Genomic DNA, 25,145 nt, shown 5'->3' on the forward strand with positions numbered 1-25,145 from the left:
CGTAATACGATGCGGAACTGCGCTTAACTGCGAGTATCCACTGCGGAACGGGCTATGTTCGGATGATGCCCGTCCCTTGCTCCAAGCCGGCTTAGTTGTGTTAGTCAAAATTTTTAGTATATTTGTCAGACTCACGCAAGTCCAGTGCCTTCGTTCCGGTCACAAAACTTGCAAGAGAATAATGCAAGTTTTGCGCCCTACACTCAGTCACGGGACTTGCTAGTAGTTAGTCGCTTGGAGACATGACTTTGAAACTCAAAGGTGCTACCGCACTTTCGAGTTTCAAAGTCACGTCGGATACTCTTAACGTTAGGCGAAAGAAGTGCAGAACAAAGACATAAGTAAACATATTAGAATTAACATTTAAAGGGAGTTTTTATGAAAAATCACAGTGCTTGGACAAATGATATGCTACAATCAATTGTATATTGGGTAGCTTATAAAAAAACAATATTTCCGTTTTATCAAATTCCAGAAGGGGCTATCGCTTCTGAATTGTGGGAAATTTTGAAAGGGTTAATGAATAGCCAAAATGAAAAATATCGTATATATCCAGAATATCAATACAGTAAAATTAGCGAAAATGAATCAAATAAAGACAGAGCGGATATAGCTATATGTAGAAAAGTAAATGATACTGAAGAATTGGAAGCAATTATCGAAATTAAAAAATATGAAGATAAAAATCAAAACGCTATTACTACTCAGATCAAAAAGGATATTGAGAAAATAGTAAATCTGAGAAAGGAAACTAAAAATAAAAAATTCAAAAGCTATCTATTAATTGTGAACCAAGAAAGATTTCCGGATAAATTTATTAACGAAAAAGGAGAAGTAAAAAAACGTAATATCGATTTGCCAGAAAACCTTGTTAAGCATATTAAAAAAAAGGAATCAAGAAAATGTTTCCCATCGATAAGAGATAAAATAATAAAAAAAGGATTTTTTGCAATTCTATTGACTATCGAATAATAAACTTATTTGATAAACATGAGAAGGATATATGGCAAAGATAAATTTTATTGAAAAACAAAAACTAGAAAAAATCTTAAATATGGACCAAGGCTATGTGTTAGACTTTTCCAATAGAACTTTCCAAGAATTCATAAAAGACTGCTTAGATATAGATATTTATAAAAACTATCCCAATCTTTCTAAAGCAAAAATTTTAAGAGCTATTCTAGAAAACGAAAAAGATATATATGTTGGGAAACTAATAAATCAATTATTGAAATACAAAAAGGAATTTCATACAATCGCTGACAACGAAAAAGAGGATTTTATTTTTTGTATAGATTTATCAAATAGATTGTTGGGAAAAGTAGGAGTATTAGAAAAGAAAGTTACAGTCGAGACTAACAAAAGTATTGATTTTGACGAAATAAAAAGAAAGCTGTATAGTGTTACATTAATTGAAAAGCCGAATGAAAGAGGGTTCGAATTTGAAAATTTTTAAACTATTTTTTCGAGCAGTTCAGATTATACCCAAGACCTTCATATAAAATAATTGGTGAGTACATATTTAGTAGAAGCGAAATGGAAAAAAGAAATAATTGGAATCGATGATTTGAGAATTTTTTCAGACAAAATAATTTCTAAGTCTGCTTTTACTAGAGGATTGTTTATTAGCTTTTCAAATTTTAATGACTATATATTTCAAAGGTATAATAACAATCATGCACGTTTTATTTTAATGACGGTTCAGGAATTATTTATACTAGCTGAAAGAAAAATGGATTTTAAAGAATTATTAATAAAAAAGATTAGAGTATTAGAGGAAGAAGGAATAGTGTTTAGAAATATTATGGAGTTGAATTGATTTTTAGTAATAGTGCACTTCCTTCGCCTAACTGCGAGTATCCACTGCGGAGGTGAACTATGTTCGGATGCTGTTCACCTCCTTGCTCCAAGCCGGCTAAGTCGTGTTAGTCAAACTTTGTAGTATTTTTGTTGAACTTACGCAAGTCCAGTGCCTTCGTTCCGGTCACAAAACTTGCAAGAGAATAATGCAAGTTTTGCGCCCTACACTCAGTCACGGGACTTGCTAGTAATAGTTCGGCTTGAGAACATGACTTTAAACTCAAAAGGTGCTACCGCACTTTCGAGTTTAAAAGTCACGTCGGATACTCTTAACGTTAGACGGCATTTTAGGTTCGAACACACACTGAAAAGGAACTGACGCTGAAATATTTCTGTGTAGGTTTCCTCGACATCGTGTCTCGGAAAGACTTGGAGTAAATATATTATGTTATTCGCAAAGGAATTATTTTTTGAGTTTTACAAAGAGGTCTAAGAGACTTTTGTCTACAAGCAAGAATCTGTATAAAAAAGGAGTTTAACAGGTGATAAAGATTATAAAAATAACAGTTTAATTGGATATAATTACAAATATTCGGAAAATGAAAGTGATTTTCCTGAAAAATTAAAGTTGTATCTTAAAGAAAAGCGGTTACAAAAAAAGATTGATTCAGATGAAATTATACACTTTGCAATATGGAATGAAGGATTAATTCATAGTTTTACATATTTCCTGTTTTTAACGAATAAAGGAATTTTTAAAAAAGGATCAATGATAGATAATATTATAAGGTATAGCGAACTAGAAAAAATAGAAATATCTAATTCGACCAATTTGGAAATGTTTTATAAAAGTCATTTAATTAAAGAAAAATGGATGTCTAGCCTTTATTTATTTAATCCATTATTAAATGTTGATCCGAATAAAGAATTAATATTACTCGTAATCAATGAAATTTTTAATCAATTCGATTCATATCAAAAAAATGTTGAGAGTAACAATACAATTGAAGAAAAAACGATAAACAATTTTGATATTTTTTCATTGGTAGATGATTTAGAAAAAATATATCAATTAAATAGACAAAATATTTTAACAGATGAAGAAGCTAATCAACAGAAAATAAAATTACTTACAAAAATAAATTAAAAGGATGCAATTATGAAATATGAATACACCGGTAAAACAATTATTAAAGTATGCTCAGTGTGCAAAGTAAACACAACTCTTAAAGAACTTGTAGAAAAAAAGGGAACCTTTTCAAAAATAATCAGAAATACAACTGCCTTTGCAACCGTTGGGGTTTCGCTGTTAGCTGAAGGTAAAAAGAAGAAATTGTATGAATGCAATTCGTGCAGGGCAGTGATTGATTTGGAGAGTGATTTACGGAAAGTAAAAAGAGCTGCATCGAGAATTAATAACCCTGCGATAGAGACAGAAGCAAACAATGATTCTCAAAAACCGGAAAAAGAAATCTTAATACAAGATTATGATAATGATAAAGTAATGAAATATTTAGAAAAGAGTTCTCTTTTAAAAAAAGAAAATTTTCTAAATACGGATGAATTCGAAAGTATCAAGAAAAATTTGTTGGAATTAATAAAATAAGCCTGTAAAAAAGTTTATATTAGAATTTCACCAATGAGAAATAATTGTAATATAAAAAATATTACTGAGGGCTACTATGAATAATCCTTTAACGGATAGAATAGGTGTATCAAAAGTAGAGAATATTTTTTCGCGTAAAGGATGGTTTTTTCGAGAACAACATGTCAAAGATTACGGAATAGATGGTCAAGTAGAAATCGTGGATTCAAATATCCCTACAGGAAATTTAATAGCAATTCAAATAAAAACAGGTCTGAGTTATTTTAAAGAAATTAAAAATGACAAAATTATATTTAGAATCAAGAATAGACATGCAAATTATTGGTTAAATCATAGTTTGCCTGTAATAATAATTCTTTATAATCCTGAAACAGATTTAGCATTATCTTACCCTGTTACTGACGAAACTGTTCTACGACTAGGCAAGACTTATAAAGTAGATATTCCAATTACCAACATTCTGGATGAAGAAGCCTTTTATGCATTGAGACAAATTTACAAACTCAACTTCAAATCAAATAGATTTAATAAATTACTTCTAGATCGAAATTTAATGGAAATACTGAAAAACGATAAAGACATTTTTCTAGAATTTTCTGATTGGAAAAATAAATCATTATCTCGAACATCAATTAAATTTATTTACGAACAGTCAAATTCTTTACTAGAAAAATCAAGTTTGCTGTATTATTATCCAAATAGTGAAACTATAGATATTGTTAAGAATCTAGTACCCTGGGCTGATTTAGAAATGGATTTCGAGAGCTATGAGGAGCAGAAAAGGGAACAATATGCCAATGAATGTTTTATATATGATAAGGAAGATGATTGTTGTTTTTTCCCTCTGTCATTTGAAGAATGGTATGAGGAGCCTGCTGATATCGTTCCGATTGATTCCGATCCAGAAAAAAGCTTTTATCGAGTAAAGTTGTCCTTGAATGATTTAGGTGCATCCTTTTTAACACTTATTAACTATTTAGAGTCTGATAATAAATTTGAAAAATATTCATTTACTTATAATGATATTAGAAATACTTAATATTGGTTTTAGTATTGCCGAATGGAGTAAGTATTACACCCGACATCGTGTCGGGACTTGTTCTAGTAACGCGTCAGTTAAGGCTTATTCGTATTACGCGAACCTAAAACACCGTCTAACTGCGAGTATCCACTGCGGTAACGGACTATATCGGAAGCTGTCCGTCACCTTGCTCCAAGCCGGCTTAGTTGTATTAGTCAAACTTTGTAGTATATTTGTCAGACTCACGCAAGTCCAGTGCCTTCGTTCCGGTCACAAAACTTGCAAGAGAATAATGCAAGTTCTGCGCCCTACACTCAGTCACGGGACTTGCTAGTAATAGTGTGGCTCGGAGACATGACTTTGAAACTCAAAAGGTGCTACCGCACTTTCGAGTTTCAAAGTCACGTCGGATACTCTTAACGTTATGCGCAATGCCTCGCTATATTTCATTTAGTTAATTCAACAGATTGTAGAAGAATGGAAAAAGAATGTTTTTATGGCTGGATTCGAAAAATAATGTGAAACGCAGATTTACGATTGTTTTAAATAAAATTGAAAGGAGTTCTGATTTTGGACTTTTTTGGTATTTTAAGAACTGCTTTGTATCTTTAAGTTTAAAAATTAAATAAAAATATAAGAATAAAAATATTAAATATAAGCTGGATAATAAGAATTATCCGAAACTTTATTGATATTTTAAGAATTACTATTAGAATCAAACAAGTTGCACTTTTGGTTTAAGTATGACTGAATAGAATTCTTCAATTGACTTTCTATTTCTAAGTTTGCCCGCATAGAATTATGAAACATTTTTTTGATTCTAAGCCTTCCTATTTATTTGTAGAAAGAAATTTTCAAGAATCGCATTAACTTAAAGTTTTTTTAGTTGAAGTTTTTTATCATAGGTAAACATATAGTAAACGCGTGGACGGAAATTACTTGCTAGATTTTATCGAGTTACGAGTTTAGTTCTTGTCAGATTTTATCGGAGTCGTACGAGGCAAAGCGCATAACTGCGAGTATCCACTGCGGTAACGGACTATATCGGAAGCTGTCCGTCACCTTGCTCCAAGCCGGCTTAGTTGTATTAGCCACACTTTGTAGTATTTTTGTTGAACTTACGCAAGTCCAGTGCCTTCGTTCCGGTCACAAAACTTGCAAGAGAATAATGCAAGTTTTGCGCCCTACACTCAGTCACGGGACTTGCTAGTAGTTGGTCGGCTTGGAGACATTGAAAAAATGACAAGAAAAATTCTTGGGGAATTTTCTTGCCATTTTTTCAACGTCGGATACTCTTTACGTTAGGTGACATTTTTTGCTTTGGCTTTTTGTATTACCGCCCCATTGGCTTTGCTGGTATAGGTGCCTTCGACATCCGTGTCTCAGGCAAAATCACATTGACAGAATTTAAAGAAAAAAATAAGGTTTTTGTATGTTTACTAAAGAAGAGTCAAGAAAAAAAATTCAAGAATTAACAGAAAGTTTTGAAGGAAAAATAGATTTTATTAAAACTTCCGGAGATTATAAAGAAGCACAAATTGAAGATGAATTTATTAAACCTCTTTTTAGATATTTAAACTGGAACATATCAAACGAAGGAATTCAAAATCCAAGTGAAAGAGAATTTATTGTTCAGGCAAAAGGAAGAAATGGGAAAGAGCCGGATTATCTTTTACAGTTAGACCAGAAACCTAAATTCTATGTGGAAGCAAAGCATACCAAGTATGATCTTCAAAAAAGAACAGACTATATTTGGCAAGCATACTCTTATTCATACTCAACACAATCTCTATCTGCTTCTAAGAAAGTAGACTTCGCGTTATTAACCGATTTCGAAGAATTTCGTTTCTTTGATTGTACGTTTCCAGTAAAAGATAATTCTATTTTAAATAACTACTGTGTGATTGATTGGACATATAAAGATTATATCACTAAATTCGATGAGCTCTGGGATTACTTCGAAAAAGAAAATGTTCGCAAGGATTCATTCGCAGGAGGAGCCACATCTCGACCTACGCTCTACTTAAACGAAAAAAAGATAAAGGCTAACCGTATTCCGCCAGACAAAGCATTCTTGAATGACTTGGACAATGAAGAGTCAGGATGGCGGATAACGCTTGCAAAAGATATAAAAAAATATCAACCTGAATTTAGTTCAGAATTTATTACTCAATCCGTTCAATTGATTTTAGATAGATTTATTTTTATCAAAGTTTTATCGGATAGAGAGATTGAAGAAGAAATTATAAAGCAAATCGTAAATAGAATTCAAAAAGAAGAAACTTCCGCGCATTCTGTATTCGAAGAATGCAAAGATATTTTTCATGACCTAGATAAGACTTACAATGGAAGTATATTTGCAGAGAGAGCAGAACTTGACAGCGTAAAAGTAGGCAATAAAACACTAGTTGGAATTCTAAAAGATTTTCTTCCTGAAAATTCTCGTTATAATTTCAAAGTCATTCCAGTTGAAATACTCGGAACGATTTACGAACAATTCTTAGGAAAAGTTGTAACGACTACAGACAAACGGGCGAAGATTGAATACAAACCCGAAGTCCGCAAAGCGGGTGGTGTGTATTATACGCCCGACTATATTGTAAACTACATCGTAGAAAAAACTGTCGGCGAAAAATTAAAAGAATGCAAGACCATCGACGACCTACTCGAAATCAAAATCTGTGACCCCGCTTGTGGTTCTGGTTCTTTTTTAATAGCGGCTTACGACGCCTTGATTCAATGGACAATCAGTTATTACAAAAATAAAAAATTAACCCGCGAAGAACAAAAGACAGTCTACACCGATTCCAATGGAGACATTCGCCTAACGTCCAAAATCAAACGCGATATTCTCCGCTCTTGCATCTATGGCGTTGATATTGACGCACAAGCTGTTGAAGTGACTAAGATGAGTTTGTCGCTGAAAGCACTTGAGAATACTACTCATTATGAAGTGCATCAGGAAGTCACTCTTTTTCATGTTTGTGTTCTGCCTCCGCTTGAGGGAAATATTATGTGCGGGAATAGTCTTGTGGAAACGGATTTTTATGAGGAAAGACTTCTGCTTTCTGATTATGAAGAAAAACAAATAAATGCTTTTAGTTGGAGTAACAGTTTTTCAGATATTTTTAAGAAAGGAAAATTTGATTGTATCATAGGCAATCCTCCGTATGGCGCAGCAATTAATGATAAAATCGAAAAGTATTTAATGGAAAAATTTTCTAAGACTTACGAGTATCAAGTAAATAGTTTTGTCCTCTTTATCGAGCAAGGATTTAATATTCTTAAAAATAATGGGAAGCTAGGATTAATTATTCCAGGTGTATTATTGACCCAACATTATTTTTCAAAAGTAAGGCATTTTCTTTTAAGTAATTTTCAGTTAAATTATATTGCACTGTGTAGATATAAAGTTTTCGAACAAGCTGAAACAGCCGAGACTATCTCCTTTGCATTTTCGAAGAATACTTCCCTAAATAATATAAACTATTTCATTGCAAATAACTATAACGAATTTGGAGACAATGAGTATATTACTGTTAGCCAGCAAAAATTTTTTGAGGCTAACAGATATGAAATGAACTTATTATCTTCTTCTAAGAAAGAAATTAATCTAAAAAAGAAACCTGTAATTTTACTAAGCGAGATTGCAATTCCTATCATGGGCATTAAACCTTATCAAGTTGGTAAAGGTTCTCCTAAACAAACAAGAAAGACGGTAGATGAGCGAATCTTTGATGCAAGCAAACAAAAAAATAAAACTTATAAGCAATACATCATTGGTAAAGATATTACGAGATATAAAATAGAACCGAAAGAGATTCGGTATATATCATATGGAGTTCATCTTGCAGAACCTCGTCAAACGGCACCGTTTGAGGATAATGAAAAAATTGTGATTAGGCAAACTGCTGATAAAATAATTGCCGCTCTTGATACTAACAAATATTATAACTTGAATAATGTTTATAATATTGCATTGAAAGATAAAGCCTACGATTTGAAATATTTATTAGGACTTCTAAATTCAAAACTTTTTATTTATCACTATAGGTCAATTGTTCCAGAAGAAGGAAGAGTCTTTGCAGAAATAAAAAAAGTTAATTTAGAAAAACTATATATTAGAAGTATTGACTTTAAGAAAAAAGAAGAAGAGATTTTATATAAGGATTTAGTAGCTAATGTAGATTTGCTTATAAACGAAAAGATGAAAGTTACGCAGACTACATCTGATTCTACTAGAATTGAACAAAAAATAACTCATCTCGATAACAAAATTGATTCTCTCGTATATCAACTCTATGACCTCACTCCAGAAGAAATTAACATTGTGGAAGGGGATAATGGATAATTCTTTCTTTTCTGATTATGCATATGACTTTTTAATCGGATTCTATTCTTACGAAAAGGAAATCGTAATTAGTCTACTTTCAATTTTTGGAGTTTTTGTTGGTTCGCTCATTACATTCATCGGTGGACTTATCACAAAGAAAAGTGAAACAAAATTTAAAGTAATTGAAAAGTTTATTGATAAGAAATTAGAAGCCTTTGAAAAATTAAATATTTTTATAAATGATTTAAGAACTGTTAACCAATACAATTTTACAGGTGAAAAAATATATAGGTACCCAATTGCCTTTCATTCCGTAGAAAATTTAACACAATTAAAATCGAAGCTTTTCGAAATTCTTAGTAATTCAATTTGGTATTCTTCAAAAGTTATAAGAGAATTAAATTTCTTACAAGATTACTTCGTAACTTTGCAAGTAAAAATTCAAGATGTCCCAAATGAAAAAATGAAAACGGTTGGAAGAATTTTATGGACTGACTTCATTGCCTTGTCATCTAAGCTTGATGAAATGAATAAAGAATTTTTTGTTGAAGAAATTGCAAATCTAAAATATAAACCTAGTAAAACATGGCATAAGTATAAACGACCCGAAACAGAAAAACGTTTGCAGTCTATGAAATTAATGCAATCAGACGAGCAGATTCAATTGTTGAAAGTTGGTGGATAATGCTGAAATTAAAATTGTTTAGTGGAAAGAAGAAAGAAAGGATAATAAGGAATAAACGTGATAAGAGATAAGCCAATAATTCGTACGTTTTTAGATATAAATTATCGAAGATTTTCTTGGTATTTTATCCCTTTAGTCACTCTCAATATCTTGTGCGAAATTTATTTGCCACAAGGAAAGATAAAATCAATATTAATGCCTTCATTTTCGATTTTTGTTTCTTTTTTTTGTGGGGCCATGTTATTATACTTAGACAAATACAAAGCCTTTCTCGATTTAAAAGAAGTCAATTATGAGATAGCAAAAACACTTATCGTTAACCTAGACGTTGACCCTGGAGATAACGTAATTTCCTTAATGGATAAATATTCAAATAAGTTTGATTTGAGATATAAAGTATTAGCCGCATTTGCCAAAAATGAAAAATTTATTTCTGATAAATTTTATTCTAATAATCCTACAGCATTCATTAATTATTTAAAAGAAGAGTTTTACAAATTACCAGATACTGAAAAAAATATTTCTTAGAAATAATAAGTAAAGCGGATAATCATAAATATCTTAGTAATCGTTTTAATCAAGAAGATATTTTGAAGGAATTAAAGGAGCAAGCTAGAGATGATAAAAAATTAATTCAAGATTTACAAAATTAATAAGCAGTGAAGAAGTAAGCCTTAGATTTGCTAATCTATTCAGTTCTTCGGAATTCGATAGAAATACGCCTTACATAATTTTAGGTAAATTTGCTAATAGAGAAGATACTAATAATTCTTTAAATATTTGGATTAAGAAACACAAATTCCTTCCTTTGAATGCATCGAGTTATGGTAACTTTCCTAATGAAATAGCAAAAGGTCAAACGTTAGTCTATATTTTCATTCCAGACAAATTCTATCGTAATGCAAAGGATGTATTTGTTAAAATAAAGGAATACTACGATGAATCGGGCTTAGATATTGAAAGAACTTTTCTAGCAATATCTTCTATCTTTTATGAATCAAATTTTATTCATGTTGGGACACGAATAAAACAGAATGAATCTTTATTTAGGGGACTCAGACAATTTTTATTTTTTAAAACTGGCAATGAAAATTTTGCAAAAAAAATTGATATTACAAGTGAATTGATAAATTATACTGACACGACTACCTTCAGAAATATACTTAAACGCTTACCGCTACCTTATTATCTTAAAGATATAAAATTAACACAAAAAGAAAAAAGCAATTTAGATGCAATGAGCGGAAAATTCTACGAAACAGTAAAGGATATTGAAGAGTTTACAAATTTAATAGAGAGTGATCGAATAAAAATCTTTGAAAGTATTCTAGATAAAAAAAAGTTAAAATATTCGGATGCAGATTTAAAAATATTAAACTGGAAAAGAAAAGACTATGATAAGAAGAAAAATATTTTCTTTTCAGAAAGATTTGCTCTAATTAGCGGGGCAATAGTCAAAAAATACAAAGCATACATGAAAAGAGTAAGTAATACTGATAGATAGAATAAATGTATACTATAAATTATATCAATATCAAAGGTCAAGAAACAGTCTTTACGGAAAGCGTCGAGCAGCTTCCCGTTTTAAACACAGATATGAAAGTAATATTTGAAAAAGATGTTTATTTAGTAAAGAGCATTGGCTATTATCCGGGTAAAAGTAAATATCGAATTGTAATCGAAAAACTTGGACTATAGAGATGTTTATGAAAAAAGTAAAAGCATAGTTCAGACATAAGGGCGGTAAAAAATTTTGAATATTGACGAAATTAGGAATTCAATCCAAAATGGAAATTATCGGGTAAGCGACCATGCCTTTGATGAAATGGATGAAGATAATTTAGACTTGGAAAATGTATTGCACTCAGTTGAGAATGGGGAAATTATTGAAGATTATCCGAAAAGTAGAATCGCTCCTTCTTGCTTGATTAGTGGAAACGATTATGAATCGAATCCTGTTCATAGTGTGTGGGGATATTTTAAAGAAAAATTATTTTCTGTTTTGATAACAGTATATAAACCAAATGAAACTGAGTGGATGGATGATAAAAAAACTAGGAGAAAATCATGAAAAAAAGACTATCAAAATGTATTCATTGTGGAATTGGAAAAACAAATGCGAAATTGGTAGAAAAGATTTTATCGTCTAATGACAATACTGCGCTAGTAAAAGTCAACGCGGAAGTTTGCGACCACTGTGGAGAAAGATACTATGAGCCGGAAACAATTCGATACTTTGAGAGAATTAAAAGGAATTGAAGAACAAAAGTAGTAAGCAATTAATTCCTGTCGGAATTGCATATAAAGTCGCCATTTAGAAAATTCAAATACTAACACTTTATTAGCTACTGATTAAAGGGAACACCACACAATGAGAGCAAAGGAAAAAGTATTAATTGGAGATGAATATGAATTATCCCCTGAAATTAGAGAAGGCATACAAAGCAGAGACCAAAATCAATTAGAGAAAAGAATTGATTCGGAATAAGTATTACAAGCAAACCTGAAATGTATAGAAACCAGCCTTCGACATCCGTGTCTCGGCTGGTTTGAAATATGGGGCGAACTTTTTAGTAGTAGAAGCAAAAAACGATCACCTAACTGCGAGTATCCACTGCGGTAACGCACTATGTTCGGATGCTGTGCGTCACCTTGCTCCAAGCCGGCATAGTCGTGTTAGTCAAACTTTGTAGTATTTTTGTTGAACTTACGCAAGTCCAGTGCCTTCGTTCCGGTCACAAAACTTGCAAGAGAATAATGCAAGTTTTGCGCCCTACACTCAGTCACGGGACTTGCTAGTTTTAGTTCGGCTTGGAGACATGACTTTGAAACTCAAAAGGTGCTACCGCACTTTCGAGTTTCAAAGTCACGTCGGATACTCTTAACGTTAGGCGGTATTTGCTGGCGTGGCGTGAGTTTCTTTGTGAGAATTTAACTACGCTATAAGTGCCGTAGTGTATTTTAAATACAAGGAGAAATTAAATGAATCAATTAGAAGACATGCTTATTTTAGCTGCGCGTGAAGGTAATCTTTCTATAGTTAAAGAGGCTATTCAAAGAGGAGTTGCTATTGAAGCTAGATCACCCAGTGGCGGTACGGCATTACGTCAAGCGGCTGTGCTTGGTCAAACTGAAGTAATTCGATTTTTATTGGATAAAGGTGCAAATGTAAATACCGAAGATTACGATGGTGATACGCCATTAATGGGATCAGTTGGAAAGGCTCATATAGGTGCAACGGAATTATTAATCTCACGAGGAGCTAATGTTAATAAAGCAGGAAAGAATGGATTAACCGCACTCTCTTATGCAAAGAAAAATGGGCATAGCAAGATAATAGAAATACTTACTAAGGCTGGGGCTAAATGACAAATGCTACTAACAATAAAACTAAGGAGAGAATATAAATGAAGGATGATTTGATTACACCCGAGAATCTCTCCAATGAATTTCTAAAATCTATTTTTGATGATGCTTATATGGATTCTAAAATAGAAAATGATGAAGTAAAGGTTAAAGAGGAAGTAATAGTAAGGATACAAATTGATAATGAAAAAGACAGAATGAGACTCCTCACGATTTATCGTTTTGATGACAATTCATCGGAAATGGAAAGACTTATCTGTTCAAATAATATTAATTCAAATTACATTTTAGTTTCTACGTCTGTCTATGAAGATATCTTAGTTTTTTATCACGACATAATTGTTTCAGGTGGAGTTCCTAAAAAAATATGGTAATTACATTGAAAAGATTTGCCTCGATTCCAAGTATTGCAGTAAGTAACTTCGGTTCAGACATTGTGCTTTAGCAATGTTTAAAACCAATTTGAATAAAAACAAAATGTTTAGAACAAAAATTAGTAAATTAGGAGAAAAGCTAAAGATCAAATTTTCCAATTGACTTTTCTTTTATAAATGGAAAACTATAATCATGAAATTTGCTGACCCTAAAAACGATGTAGCTTTCCGAAAAATCTTTGGAAATGAAGCTAAAAAAGTTATTCTTATCTCTTTTTTAAATTCTATATTGAATTTAGAAGGAGATAAGAAAATTATTCACTTAGATTTTCTTACAACATTTCAACTCCCAAGAATTACTGGACTCAAAACTTCCATTATTGATGTAAAGGTAAAAGACCAAATGGGAAATACTTACCTTGTAGAAATGCAATTAAGTGAAGTCACGGGATTTGACAAAAGAGTTCAATATTATGTTTCCAAGGAATACTCTTCTCAAATAGAAAAAGGAGATGATTATTCTAAACTTACACCGGTAGTTTTAGTAGGTATTTTGGAATTTGATTACTTTAAGGGTAATAACTATTTGACACGCCATTTACTTTTAAACGTAGAAACTTTGGAAAATGAATTAAAAGATATTAACTTTAATTTTATTGAGTTACCAAAATTCAAAAAAGAATTAAGTGAGTGTAAAACTCTTACTGACAAATGGATTTATTTTATTAAGAATGCAAAAAACTTAGAAGTAATACCACCTGACGTTAGTGATGAAGGATTAAAAGAAGCCTATACAGAATCGGATAAACATAATTGGACTAAAGATGAATTAGCTAGTTATGATTACTTCTTGATGAGAGAACAAGACGAAAGAGGCAAAGTTGAATTAGCCGAAAAAAGAGCTGAAGAGAAAAAAGGATTAGAAATAGCTAAAAATCTTAAATCAATTGGAGTAGATTTAAAATCTATTTCGAAAGCAACTGGTTTGAGTGTAGAAGAAATTGAAAAGTTATAAGTCTAATCTCAGTGTCACTGAAAGAAATTGAAATACTTTATTGTAATACACACGCCAGCAAACACCGCCTAACTGCGAGTATCCACTTCGAGAGTGGACTATATCGGAAGCTGTCCACTCTCTCGCTCCAAGCCGGCTTAGTTGTATTAGCCACACTTTGTTGTATTTTTGTTGAACTTACGCAAGTCCAGTGCCTTCGTTCCGGTCACAAAACTTGCAAGAGAATAATGCAAGTTTTGCGCCCTACACTCAGTCACGGGACTTGCTAGTAGTTGGTCGGCTTGGAGACATGACTTTGAAACTCAAAGGTGCTACCGCACTTTCGAGTTTCAAAGTCACGTCGGATACTCTTAACGTTAGGCGATATTTTTTAAATTTGGAGGAAAGACAATGTATCTTTCAACAGACAACTCAGATAAACTAGACAAAATAATAAAACGATTTGAAGTATCTTTACGATCCTTTGTTGCAGATTCTTTAATTCAATTCATAAAATCTTCAACTGACCTAGAAAGGGAATTAGATATTTTGAATTCAAATATTGCTTCTAGTTCAATAATACTTTCGAATGAAATTAAATCAAAGATTGAAAAGAAAAAAAAAGAATCGAAAAAAGTATACTCTGCGATAGAGTATTCGTATAATTCTTACATTAATAGGACTGTAGCATCAGGAGAAGTGCCTTATATATCGGATTTAATTGATTTCATTGTTTTCTTTATAAATACACGTTTTCAAAAATTTCTAGGCAAAAATTATTTTAAATCTCCCCAAGAGTTTTACTATTTAGCACAAAATTTTAAAAATATCAGAAACTATCTATCTCATCACGCTTCTAAGAATATTGATTTAAAAGAAGCAGAAGAAAGTATTAGATTTATAAGCATTTTAATGAATATAATAGAAGATAAGTATTTTTGGTATTCGAGTGTAATTGAACTATTAGAATTTATTGATGATTTTTCAAAATCAATTACTGGGAACCCCTTACGCATTCATAATCTTGATAATATTCCCTTTAAACATGGGAAAGTAATTTTTAGAGATAAAGAATTAAGAAAAATTAGTGATTCTTTATTAGGAAAACAAAATCAGTTGAGAACTTCTGATTCATTAGTAATTTTTGGATACGGAGGTGTTGGTAAGACGGCCTTAGTTATAGAATTTATCTATGACTTAATTAAGAGTATATTAGATAAATCATTTAAAATGGAAATTGATTTTATTCTCTTCTTTACTGGCAAGGAAGAAATGTTGAAAGTAAAGGAAACTACAGGCGAATATTATGTGGAAAAGTTAAAACCGCAGATCAAAAGTTTTGATGAATTATTGAAAGGTATCTTCCGCTATCTTAAGATTCAAAATATCTCGCAATTAGAGAAAGATAATAAAAAAGGAATAATAGTAGTAGATAATTTAGAAACATTACCAGACTCAGAAAAAGATAAAATAATTGAGTTTATTCGGTATGGAGTGCCAAGAAATATTAAATTTATTGTGACCTCTAGAGAAGAAGAAAACTGTGAAGAAAGATTACATTTGCAAGAATTCAAAGAGGTTAACAATGGAGTTAAATTTATTGATGAATACATTGCTCAAAATGATTTGTCATTATCACTAAATGATAACGAAAAAAATAATTTAATTAAAGCATCTCGAGGTAATACATTGATTATAGTGTTATCAGTGACTAGATTGAATTTTGGTGTATCCAGCTTCACAGAGATCATAGGTGATTTAAATTCTAGTACCCAGAATATGGAGCAACTTGTTACCTTTATGTATGCAAATACTTTTGAAAGAACAATTAAATATTTGGAAAGTCAAGGTAAACCTGTTTCCAAAATATTAAAAGTTCTATCCTTGTACGATGAAGAAATGAATATACATGCCATTACGACAATTACAGACGTTCAATATTCGCATGCTGAAGAAATTTGTAATATATTAGCAACAAGATTAATTGTAAATAAGAGATATGAAAATTTTTCTTTAAATGAGTTTGCTCAAAAATTTGTTTTTGTTTCACAAGATAATGATATCGAATCAGATACTTATAAAGTTAAAATTTCAGAATATAAAAATGCTATAAGAAAAAAGATGGAATTAATCGCAAAGAAGAAAGAAAACCCAACATTGTTGAGTATTTTTGACGATTGGGCACCTACCACTGATACAGATTCATTGTGTATCGCAGAAGCGTTTAGTATGTATGACGGACAGGTTGCAGAACTAAGAAAGTTAAAAGGAAATAAAAATCAATTTAAAGAAGCACTAGATAGATTATCAAATGACTTTACTAAAATCGAAGCGATGACAAATCATCCCTATATTAAATATCAGAAAGCGAGGCTTTTCAGAGAGGTCACTGAGAACTTGGAAAATGAAAGTGATTATAATCAATTAATTGCAGAGTCATATTCTCATTGCGTTCATTCAGTAAATTTCTTTTATCAAAACATTAAAATCACCAAATCGTTTGCGTCCGTATTATGGATTTATGGGAAATTTGTTAAAAAAGGATTAAATGATTTGAATAAATCTATTCAATTATTTGAAGAGTCAAGAAATATATTTTTAAAACTGAATTCTAGCAAAGACAAATCTATCCCATTTGACGATGTTTATTATAAATTATTATCAGAGTTGGGTGATACATATCTAACTATTTACGAAAAAGAGAAAAATGATAAAAAGTTAAAACAGAAAATCTTATATATAATTACTGATTTAGAAATTCTGAAATCAAGAAGTGTCGGAGCATCGTTTGATTTTAATAAGTATATAATTAATTATAAGAATAGAATAAGATGAAAGTCTCAGGTTGCTAATATTAAAAAACATCGCCTAACTGCGAGTATCCACTACGGAGGTGAACTATGTTCGGAAGCTGTTCACCTCCTTGCTCCAAGCCGGCTTAGTTGTATTAGCCACACTTTGTAGTATTTTTGTTGAACTCACGCAAGTCCAGTGCCTTCGTTCCGGTCACAAAACTTGCAAGAGAATAATGCAAGTTTTGCGCCCTACACTCAGTCACGGGACTTGCTAGTAGTTGGTCGGCTTGGAGACATGACTTTTAAACTCAAAAGGTGCTACCGCACTTTCGAGTTTAAAAGTCACGTCAGATACGCTTAACGTTATGCGGAATGACTCGGCTCTACTTTCTTTGCTTCATCGAAACAGATTGAAAGGGAAAGGAATTAAGAGGCTGGTTTAAAATTTAACGCTGAACGGGTGGATTTGGAATCGTTTTAAGTAGAAACTGGACAGCAAGTGTGTTTTTGATTTATTAGTTTTAAGTTAAGACAGATTGGTTTTCTTAAATAGAATACAATTACTGGAAGGCTAAGAAGATATGTTGAGTTAGTATTTGTTTTCCGTATTCAAACAAAGAATAGATAAACCCTGAGACTTGGTAGGTATAAAAAAGGTTAAGCCTCTACTGTGATTAGAAATAAAAAACCGATGTAAATACTTTTCTTTGTTTTTGTAATAAAAAACTTTAATTGCGAAACTTGTTTTCGGGGTAATTAAGATTATCCCGTTCTAAAAATTCCTTATGACCGTTTTCATAAGTTGGCTTTATTGTTTCTTTGTCATGCAGAAACTACGTAGAATAATATTTCAAGAATCGTTTTAACATAAAGGATTTTTAGTTGAAATTAATCGTCCTATTTGCATTCATAGGAATCGCACAGAAAATATTGGTGTTTTTAATTCGTATGTATGAAGAATTAAGAATAGTATTTGTCTGACTTAATCGTAGAAGTTCGAGTCAAACCGCATAACTGAGCGTGAGCCACTGCGAGAGTGAACAATGTTCGGATGCTGTTCACTCTCTTGCTCCGAGCCTGGCGATATTGTGATTGTTGGACTTTTCTGTTTTAATTGGGATAACGCATATTACGCGCCACGAGAAGATGTGGCACGCAATATGCACCGTATACACTTGGCTCGGAGTCATGCTAGGAAGCACGACGGCTACGCTTATACGTTATGCGAAATGACTCGGCTATATTTCATTTGTTCAATCAAAACAGATTGAAAGGCAAGGAATTTTGAGGCTGGTTTAAAATTAAATGATGAACGGGCGAACGAGAGCAGATTTAGAATTGTTTTAAGTATCACTGGTCAGCAAATGTGGTTTGACTTTTTCGTTTTAAATTAAGTCTGATTTGTATTCTAAAATACAAGGAGATTCATTCAATAGTTAAGAAGTTAAGCTGAATTAGTTTTTGCTTTTCGTATTGAAACAAAAAATAGATAAACCCTGAGACTTGGTTCTTCTAAAAAAGGTTTTGACTTCTTTGTGATTAGGTTTAAAAAATCGAAGTAGGAAAACAGTTTATTGTTTCATAAAATAAAAAAATCACTTTGCCAGACTTCTTTTCGGGGTAAATAAGGGTTATCCCGTTCTAAGTAATTATTTTATCGTGTTCATAATTTGGCTTTCTTGTTTCTCTGTTTTACAAAACTTTTGTTGGAAAATATTTTAAGAATCGTAATTGCATAAATTATTTTTAGTTGATATTATTTGTCCTATTTGCATTCATAGGAATCGCACGGGATAAAAGGGTGTGTTGCATTCGAATTTTGAAGAATTAAGTCTACTATTTGTCTGACTTTAATCGTATAATTCGAGTCATCCCGCATAACTTAGCATTGCCACTGCGAGAGAGTGAACTAGGTTCGGATGCTGTTCACTCTCTTGCTCCGAGCCTGGCGATATTGTTGTTGTCGGACTTTTTTGTTTTAAGAAGGATAACGCATATTACGCGCCACTTACTGATGTGTCACGCAATATGCACAGTATACTTTTGGCTCGGAGTCATGCTAGGAAGCACGACGGCAACGCTGATACGTTATGCGAAATGACTCGGCTATATTTCATTTGTTCAATCAAAACAGATTGAAAGGTAAGGGATTATGAGGCTGGTTTAAAATTAAATGATGAACGGGTGGACGAGAGTGGATTTAGAATTGTTTTAAGTATCACTGGTCAGCTAATGTGGTTTGACTTTTTCGTTTTAAATTAAGGCTGATTTGTATTCTAAAATACAAGGAGATTCATTCAATAGTTAAGAAGTTAAGCTGAATTAGTTTTTGCTTTTCGTATTGAAACAAAAATAGATAAACCCTGAGACTTGGTTCTTCTAAAAAAGGTTTTGACTTCTTTGTGATTAGGTTTAAAAATCGAAGTAGGAAAACAGTTTATTGTTTCTTAAAATAAAAAAATCACTTTGCCAGACTTCTTTTCGGGGTAAATAAGGGTTATCCCGTTCTAAGTAATTAATTTATCGTGTTCATAATTTGGCTTTCTTGTTTCTTTGTTTTACAAAACTTTTGTTGGAAAATATTTTAAGAATCGTAATTGCATAAATTATTTTTAGTTGATATTATTTGTCCTATTTGCATTCATAGGAATCGCACGGGATAAAAGGGTGTGTTGCATTCGAATTTTTGAAGAATTAAGTCTACTATTTGTCTGACTTTAATCGTATAATTCGAGTCATCCCGCATAACTTAGCATTGCCACTGCGAGAGTGAACTAGGTTCGGATGCTGTTCACTCTCTTGCTCCGAGCCTGGCGATATTGTTGTTGTCGGACTTTTTTGTTTTAAGAAGGATAACGCATATTACGCGCCACTTACTGATGTGTCACGCAATATGCACAGTATACTTTTGGCTCGGAGTCATGCTAGGAAGCACGACGGCAACGCTGATACGTTAGACGGCATTTGCAGCAAATTTCAAGGTTTGCACAATGCCAAAGAAAATAAAATAAGAGAGGAAATTATGAAATTGAAATGGATTCCAGTAATATTATTTGTATGTATCTCATGTAGTTCAGTCACTCAATATTCGTTTAACAATTTGAAAGCAGTAAAACCAGATCCCAGTCAGGAGCTTCAAATACTTGTCGGAAATGGTTCTGAAATTGGTAATGGAATAAACAATTTTTTTTATAAGAATGGAAAGGAAAATCCAATTACCCGTGGTGATCTTGATTCAAGAGGAATGGCAGTAGCTTTAAAAAATGAAACAATTATTTCCAATTCATCACCATTGCTAACCTACCTTTCATATTTCACACTTTGTTTATTACCTTGTGAGTATACGACAGTTTATGATCTAGATGTTGATTACATAAACTATACTACTAAAAGAGAGCCGAAACCAGGAAGTTTTGAATCAATAATCAAAATTAAAAATGAAAAAGTTTTCCTCTCAGAGAAAATAAGATATTCGGTTTATTATCGAGGATTTTTTACAGAAGGATTGGACGAATCAAATAAAAAAGGAATAATACGCGGCTCAGGTATTAGCTATTCAAAAGATAGCAGTCCACTTTTACTTCATTTAGAGAATAACTATAAGACTGTAGTTGATAAAATAAATGAAGAGCGTAAAGAAGTTTTTGAGAAAGAGAAAGTAAATTTTGCAGCCATTGATAAAAAAAACTGTAAAGCATTGTATGAATTGCCTGTAAGCGAGGATAATGAAGAACTTAAATCTATTAAAAATAAAACATCGGTAGAATGCGTTGATGCCAAACTTATAAAAATATTATCTCAAAAATATCCTTTTGCGAAATCGCACTTGAGAAAAAAAGTTTTCTTTATTGCAAAAAAATTTAGAAATATCTTTCTATGATCTTTGGAATACGGTTATACTCGGAAAGAATTCAAAAACAGGATTTAAAATTAGCCAAGAGGATTTTAATCTAACACAACAAGGAAAAGACAAGTTGCGGCTAAAGGTAAAAACTCTAGATGGATCAACCATTGTATTTATATTTCAACCGAATGATAAAAATATAATTGTTACGAATATCGAAACAAAAGAACAGGTTGGTAATTGGGAGGAGACATTAGAACCAGTTCTAAAAAAATTTGCTGAATGGCCTGCTCCAGAAAATTGGGATTGGGAATATTTGAATTTAAAATAAATACGCTTTAAGGCGGGACTATGAATAATTTTATAAGGAGAATAATATGAGTACAGATGATATAGGAAAAAAAATAACTCTTTTTCTGAGAGAAGGATTTTCAAGAGGAATTAAAGGCGTAAACATTGACCAATGGAGCGGAAAATGCGTGGCTGCCCCTAGAGAGAAAATAGGAGCAGTAATAGCAGATTATCTAGAATTAAAGAATGCATGCTTATATTTTTTATTACATTTTTCAGATGAAGAGTTGGAAGTGTACATAGGAGAAGCTGATGGATTTAATGAACGAATTGTTGTTCATAATAATTCTGAGAATAAAGATTGGTATGATACCTTCGTTGTTTTTTATAGTTCAGATACTTCCTTAACAAAAGCTCATATCCAATACTTAGAAAGTATTTGTGTAAGCGAAGCAAATAAAGCTCTAAAATCAAAAATTAAGAATCGCAACAGCCCTCAATTACCATCAATACCAGAAGAAGACATTCCGGGTCTTTTAGTATTTTTTCGAAATATCAAAATCATCCTCCCACTGTTGGGGTATGAAATATTTACTGAAGATTTAATTCTTTCTTCTAAAGCAGATAAAAAATAAATTACACTGGTCAAAGGTTTAATGCAAGTGCTATCTTGTTGGAAGATGGCTCTATTAAAGTATTAAAAGATTCGAAAATTTCAGATAATAATACTAATAACTTTGTGCAATCAAGCTATTCTAAATTGAGGAAAAAATTAATTGATGAGCATATTATATCCGAAAGTAATATTTTTTTACAAGACTATATTTTTAATAGTAAAAGTGCCGCCGCTAGTGTAGTATCAGGGAATCAGGTTAATGGTAATTTGGTGTGGAAATAGTATAATATACAAACAGGTATAGCTCTTTAGTGCAGTTCTGCAAACGCCGTCTAACTGCGAGTATCCGCTAAGAGAGTGAACTATGTTTGGAAGCTGTTCACTCTCTTGCTCCGAGCCGGCTGATTGTTTAAGTGAAAATTTTTAGTTTATTTGGAAAGCTAATGCAAGTCCAGTGCCTTCACTACTGTCACGAAACTTGCAGAAAAGAGCAAGTTTGCGCGCCATCCGTTCAGTCACAGGACTTGCTAGTCATACGGGTGGCTCGGAGACATGACTTTGAAACTCAAAAGGTGCTACCGCACTTTCGAGTTTCAAAGTCACGTCGGATACTCTTAACGTTATGCGAAATGACTCGGCTATATTTCATTTGTTCAATCAAAACAGATTGAAAGGTAAGGAATTTTGATGCTGGTTTAAAATTAAATGATGAACGGGCGAACGAGAGCCGATTTAGAATTGTTTTAAGTATCACTGGTCAGCAAGTGTGTTTTGACTTTTTCGTTTTAAATTAAGGCTGATTTGTTTTCATAAATAGAATTAGATTCATTCGATAGTTAAGAAGTTAAGCTGAATTAGTTTTTGCTTTTCGTATTGAAACAAAAATAGATAAATCCTGAGACTTGGTTCTTCTAAAAAAGGTTTTGACTTCTTTGTGCTTAGGTTCAAATATCGAAGTAGGAAAACTGTCTATCGTTTCTTAAAATAAAGTATTCACCTTGCCAGACTTATTATCGGGGTAAATAAGGGTTATCCGTTCTAAGTAATATTTTATCGTGTTCATAATTTGGCTTTCTTGTTTCTTTGTTGTCCAAAACTTTTGTTGGAAAATATTTTAAGAATTGTAATTGCATCAATTATTTTAGTTGATATTATTTGTCCTATTTGCATTCATAGGAATCGCACGGGATAATAGCGTGTGTTGGATTCGAACGGTTGAAGATTTAAAGTCTAGTATTTGTCTGACTTTATTCGTATAATTCGAGTCATCCCGCATAACTGAGCATTGCCACTGCGAGAGTGAACTAGGTTCGGATGCTGTTCACTCTCTTGCTCCGAGCCTGGCGATATTGTTGTTGTAGGACTTTTTTGTTCTAAGAAGGATAACGCATATTACGCGCCACTTACTGATGTGTCACGCAATATGCACAGTATACTGTTGGCTCGGAGTCATGCTAGGAAGCACGACGGCAACGCTTAACGTTATGCGAAATGACTCGGCTATATTTCATTTGTTCAATCAAAACAGATTGAAAGGTATGGAATTTTGATGCTGGTTTAAAATTAAATGATGAACGGGCGAACGAGAGCATATTTAGAATTGTTTTAAGTATCACTGGTCAGCAAATGTGGTTTGATTTTTCCGTTTTAAATTAAGGCTGATTTGTTTTCTTAAATAGAATTAGATTCATTCGATAGTTAAGAAGTTAAGCTGAGTTAGTATTTGCTTTTCGTATTGAAACAAAAATAGATAAACCCTGAGACTTGGTTCTTCTAAAAAAGGTTTTGACTTCTTTGTGATTAGGTTTAAAAATCGAAGTAAGAAAACAGTCTATTGTTTCTTAAAATAAAATATTCACTTTGCCAGACTCATTATCGGGGTAAATAAGGGTTATCCCGTTCTAAGTAATATTTTTATCGTGTTCATAATTTGGCTTTCTTGTTTCTTTGTTGTCCAAAACTTGTGTAGGAAAATATTTTAAGAATCGTAATTGCATCAATTATTTTTAGTTGATATTATTTGTCCTATTTGCATTCATAGGAATCGCACGGGATAAAAGTGTGTGTTGCATTTGAATGTTTGAAGAATTAAGTCTACTATTTGTCTGAATTCATTCATATAATTCGAGTCATCCCGCATAACTTAGCATTGCCACTGCGAGAGTGAACTAGGTTCGGATGCTGTTCACTCTCTTGCTCCGAGCCTGGCAATATTGTTGTTGTCGGACTTTTTTGTTCTAAGAAGGATAACGCATATTACGCGCCACTTACTGATGTGTCACGCAATATGCACAGTATACTGTTGGCTCGGAGTCATGCTAGGAAGCACGACGGCAACGCTTAACGTTATGCGAAATGACTCGGCTATATTTTATTTGTTCAATCAAAACAGATTGAAAGGTAAGGGATTTTGAAGCTGGTTTAAAATTAAATGATGAACGGGCGAACGAGAGCATATTTAGAATTGTTTTAAGTATCACTGGTCAGCAAGTGTGTTTTGACTTTTTCGTTTTAAATTAAGGCTGACTTGTTTTCTTAAATAGAATTAGATTCATTCGATAGTTAAGAAGTTAAGCTGAGTTAGTATTTGCTTTTCGTATTGAAACAAAAATAGATAAACCCTGAGACTTGGTTCTTCTAAAAAAGGTTTTGACTTCTTTGTTATTAGGTTTAAAAATCGAAGTAGGAAAATTGTTTATTGTTTCATAAAATAAAATATTCACTTTGCCAGACTTGTTTTCGGGGTAAATAAGGGTTATCCCGTTCTAAGTAATTTTTTTATCGTGTTCATAATTTGGCTTTCTTGTTTCTTTGTTGTCCAAAACTTGTGTAGGAAAATATTTTAAGAATCGTAATTGCATAAATTATTTTTAGTTGATATTATTTGTCCTATTTGCATTCATAGGAATCGCACGGGATAAAAGTGTGTGTTGCATTCGAATGGTTGAAGAATTAAGTCTACTATTTGTCTGACTTTATTCGTATAATTCGAGTCATCCCGCATAACTTAGCATTGCCACTGCGAGAGTGAACTAGGTTCGGATGCTGTTCACTCTCTTGCTCCGAGCCTGGCAATATTGTTGTTGTCGGACTTTTTGTTTTAAGAAGGATAACGCATATTACGCGCCACTTACTGATGTGTCACGCAATATGCACAGTATACTTCTGGCTCGGAGTCATGCTAGGAAGCACGACGGCAACGCTTAACGTTAGGCGAAATGACTCGGCTATATTTCATTTGTTCAATCAAAACAGATTAAAAGGCAAGGAATTTTGAAGCTGGTTTAAAATTAAATGATGAACGGGCGAACGAGAGCATATTTTAAATTGTTTTACATATCACGGGTCAGCAAGTGTGTTTTGACTTTTTCGTTTTAAATTAAGGTTGATTTGTTTTCTTAAATAGAATTAGATTCATTC

At 32.3% G+C, this 25,145-nt stretch carries 21 protein-coding genes; all 21 read left to right on the forward strand.

Annotated features, from left to right (window positions below; genetic code table 11):
* Window positions 1–378 precede the first annotated feature (378 nt).
* Window positions 379–972: a hypothetical protein gene (locus IPH52_17965; protein MBK7056897.1), complete on the forward strand. Its 594-nt coding sequence runs from the start codon at window positions 379–381 to the stop codon at window positions 970–972.
* 31 nt (window positions 973–1,003) lie between these two features.
* The gene (locus tag IPH52_17970) at window positions 1,004–1,456 is read left to right on the forward strand and encodes a hypothetical protein (GenBank protein ID MBK7056898.1); all 453 of its coding nucleotides are present in this window, start codon (window positions 1,004–1,006) and stop codon (window positions 1,454–1,456) included.
* Between the two features lie 54 nt (window positions 1,457–1,510).
* Entirely contained in the window at window positions 1,511–1,819 is a 309-nt protein-coding gene (locus IPH52_17975) for a hypothetical protein (protein MBK7056899.1), read from the forward strand.
* 609 nt (window positions 1,820–2,428) lie between these two features.
* Window positions 2,429–2,947 (forward strand): hypothetical protein, encoded by a 519-nt coding sequence (locus IPH52_17980; protein MBK7056900.1) that lies wholly within the window; start codon window positions 2,429–2,431, stop codon window positions 2,945–2,947.
* A 12-nt stretch (window positions 2,948–2,959) separates the two neighbouring features.
* A complete protein-coding gene (locus tag IPH52_17985) occupies window positions 2,960–3,406 on the forward strand; it encodes a hypothetical protein (protein MBK7056901.1) in 447 nt (148 codons plus the stop codon).
* A gap of 76 nt (window positions 3,407–3,482) precedes the next feature.
* Window positions 3,483–4,445 carry a DUF4365 domain-containing protein gene (locus IPH52_17990; GenBank protein ID MBK7056902.1) on the forward strand — a complete coding sequence of 321 codons (963 nt, stop codon included), beginning with the start codon at window positions 3,483–3,485 and terminating at the stop codon, window positions 4,443–4,445.
* Window positions 4,446–5,859: 1,414 nt separating this feature from the next.
* The gene (locus tag IPH52_17995) at window positions 5,860–8,778 is read left to right on the forward strand and encodes an N-6 DNA methylase (protein ID MBK7056903.1); all 2,919 of its coding nucleotides are present in this window, start codon (window positions 5,860–5,862) and stop codon (window positions 8,776–8,778) included.
* Complete coding sequence (locus IPH52_18000) at window positions 8,771–9,445, forward strand: hypothetical protein (protein ID MBK7056904.1); 675 nt, start codon at window positions 8,771–8,773, stop codon at window positions 9,443–9,445. Before IPH52_17995 ends, IPH52_18000 begins: the two co-directional genes overlap by 8 nt.
* Window positions 9,446–9,502: 57 nt before the next feature.
* Window positions 9,503–9,973: a hypothetical protein gene (locus IPH52_18005; GenBank protein ID MBK7056905.1), complete on the forward strand. Its 471-nt coding sequence runs from the start codon at window positions 9,503–9,505 to the stop codon at window positions 9,971–9,973.
* 280 nt (window positions 9,974–10,253) lie between these two features.
* On the forward strand, window positions 10,254–10,949 hold the full coding sequence (locus IPH52_18010; GenBank protein ID MBK7056906.1) for a hypothetical protein: 696 nt from the start codon (window positions 10,254–10,256) through the stop codon (window positions 10,947–10,949).
* A 5-nt stretch (window positions 10,950–10,954) separates the two neighbouring features.
* Window positions 10,955–11,143: a hypothetical protein gene (locus tag IPH52_18015; protein MBK7056907.1), complete on the forward strand. Its 189-nt coding sequence runs from the start codon at window positions 10,955–10,957 to the stop codon at window positions 11,141–11,143.
* A gap of 55 nt (window positions 11,144–11,198) precedes the next feature.
* Window positions 11,199–11,516, forward strand: a complete 318-nt coding sequence (locus IPH52_18020; GenBank protein MBK7056908.1) for a DUF4258 domain-containing protein — start codon at window positions 11,199–11,201, stop codon at window positions 11,514–11,516.
* Window positions 11,513–11,704 (forward strand): YgiT-type zinc finger protein, encoded by a 192-nt coding sequence (locus IPH52_18025; protein MBK7056909.1) that lies wholly within the window; start codon window positions 11,513–11,515, stop codon window positions 11,702–11,704. The genes IPH52_18020 and IPH52_18025 overlap by 4 nt, the downstream gene beginning before the upstream one ends.
* A 723-nt stretch (window positions 11,705–12,427) precedes the next feature.
* Window positions 12,428–12,814: an ankyrin repeat domain-containing protein gene (locus tag IPH52_18030; protein MBK7056910.1), complete on the forward strand. Its 387-nt coding sequence runs from the start codon at window positions 12,428–12,430 to the stop codon at window positions 12,812–12,814.
* Between the two features lie 38 nt (window positions 12,815–12,852).
* Entirely contained in the window at window positions 12,853–13,185 is a 333-nt protein-coding gene (locus IPH52_18035) for a hypothetical protein (protein ID MBK7056911.1), read from the forward strand.
* A 193-nt stretch (window positions 13,186–13,378) separates the two neighbouring features.
* Window positions 13,379–14,200: an Rpn family recombination-promoting nuclease/putative transposase gene (locus IPH52_18040; protein MBK7056912.1), complete on the forward strand. Its 822-nt coding sequence runs from the start codon at window positions 13,379–13,381 to the stop codon at window positions 14,198–14,200.
* A 390-nt stretch (window positions 14,201–14,590) separates the two neighbouring features.
* A complete protein-coding gene (locus IPH52_18045; GenBank protein MBK7056913.1) occupies window positions 14,591–17,014 on the forward strand; it encodes a hypothetical protein in 2,424 nt (807 codons plus the stop codon).
* A gap of 2,853 nt (window positions 17,015–19,867) precedes the next feature.
* A complete protein-coding gene (locus tag IPH52_18050; GenBank protein MBK7056914.1) occupies window positions 19,868–20,854 on the forward strand; it encodes a hypothetical protein in 987 nt (328 codons plus the stop codon).
* On the forward strand, window positions 20,823–21,149 hold the full coding sequence (locus IPH52_18055; protein ID MBK7056915.1) for a hypothetical protein: 327 nt from the start codon (window positions 20,823–20,825) through the stop codon (window positions 21,147–21,149). Before IPH52_18050 ends, IPH52_18055 begins: the two co-directional genes overlap by 32 nt.
* A gap of 46 nt (window positions 21,150–21,195) precedes the next feature.
* On the forward strand, window positions 21,196–21,744 hold the full coding sequence (locus IPH52_18060) for a GIY-YIG nuclease family protein (protein MBK7056916.1): 549 nt from the start codon (window positions 21,196–21,198) through the stop codon (window positions 21,742–21,744).
* 35 nt (window positions 21,745–21,779) lie between these two features.
* Complete coding sequence (locus IPH52_18065) at window positions 21,780–22,007, forward strand: DUF4357 domain-containing protein (protein ID MBK7056917.1); 228 nt, start codon at window positions 21,780–21,782, stop codon at window positions 22,005–22,007.
* The last annotated feature ends 3,138 nt before the right edge of the window (window positions 22,008–25,145 follow it).

Source organism: Leptospiraceae bacterium (assembly GCA_016708435.1).
Taxonomy (GTDB): Bacteria; Spirochaetota; Leptospiria; order Leptospirales; family Leptospiraceae; genus UBA2033.

Coding starts and splice junctions, on each gene's coding strand:
- IPH52_18030 (MBK7056910.1), top strand. CDS start 12,428: ATGAATCAATTAGAAGACATGCTTATTTTAGCTGCGCGTGAAGGTAAT.
- IPH52_17970 (MBK7056898.1), top strand. CDS start 1,004: ATGGCAAAGATAAATTTTATTGAAAAACAAAAACTAGAAAAAATCTTA.
- IPH52_17995 (MBK7056903.1), top strand. CDS start 5,860: ATGTTTACTAAAGAAGAGTCAAGAAAAAAAATTCAAGAATTAACAGAA.
- IPH52_18025 (MBK7056909.1), top strand. CDS start 11,513: ATGAAAAAAAGACTATCAAAATGTATTCATTGTGGAATTGGAAAAACA.
- IPH52_18060 (MBK7056916.1), top strand. CDS start 21,196: ATGAGTACAGATGATATAGGAAAAAAAATAACTCTTTTTCTGAGAGAA.
- IPH52_18050 (MBK7056914.1), top strand. CDS start 19,868: ATGCACAGTATACTTTTGGCTCGGAGTCATGCTAGGAAGCACGACGGC.
- IPH52_18000 (MBK7056904.1), top strand. CDS start 8,771: ATGGATAATTCTTTCTTTTCTGATTATGCATATGACTTTTTAATCGGA.
- IPH52_17985 (MBK7056901.1), top strand. CDS start 2,960: ATGAAATATGAATACACCGGTAAAACAATTATTAAAGTATGCTCAGTG.
- IPH52_17990 (MBK7056902.1), top strand. CDS start 3,483: ATGAATAATCCTTTAACGGATAGAATAGGTGTATCAAAAGTAGAGAAT.
- IPH52_18040 (MBK7056912.1), top strand. CDS start 13,379: ATGAAATTTGCTGACCCTAAAAACGATGTAGCTTTCCGAAAAATCTTT.
- IPH52_17965 (MBK7056897.1), top strand. CDS start 379: ATGAAAAATCACAGTGCTTGGACAAATGATATGCTACAATCAATTGTA.
- IPH52_18015 (MBK7056907.1), top strand. CDS start 10,955: ATGTATACTATAAATTATATCAATATCAAAGGTCAAGAAACAGTCTTT.
- IPH52_18035 (MBK7056911.1), top strand. CDS start 12,853: ATGAAGGATGATTTGATTACACCCGAGAATCTCTCCAATGAATTTCTA.
- IPH52_18045 (MBK7056913.1), top strand. CDS start 14,591: ATGTATCTTTCAACAGACAACTCAGATAAACTAGACAAAATAATAAAA.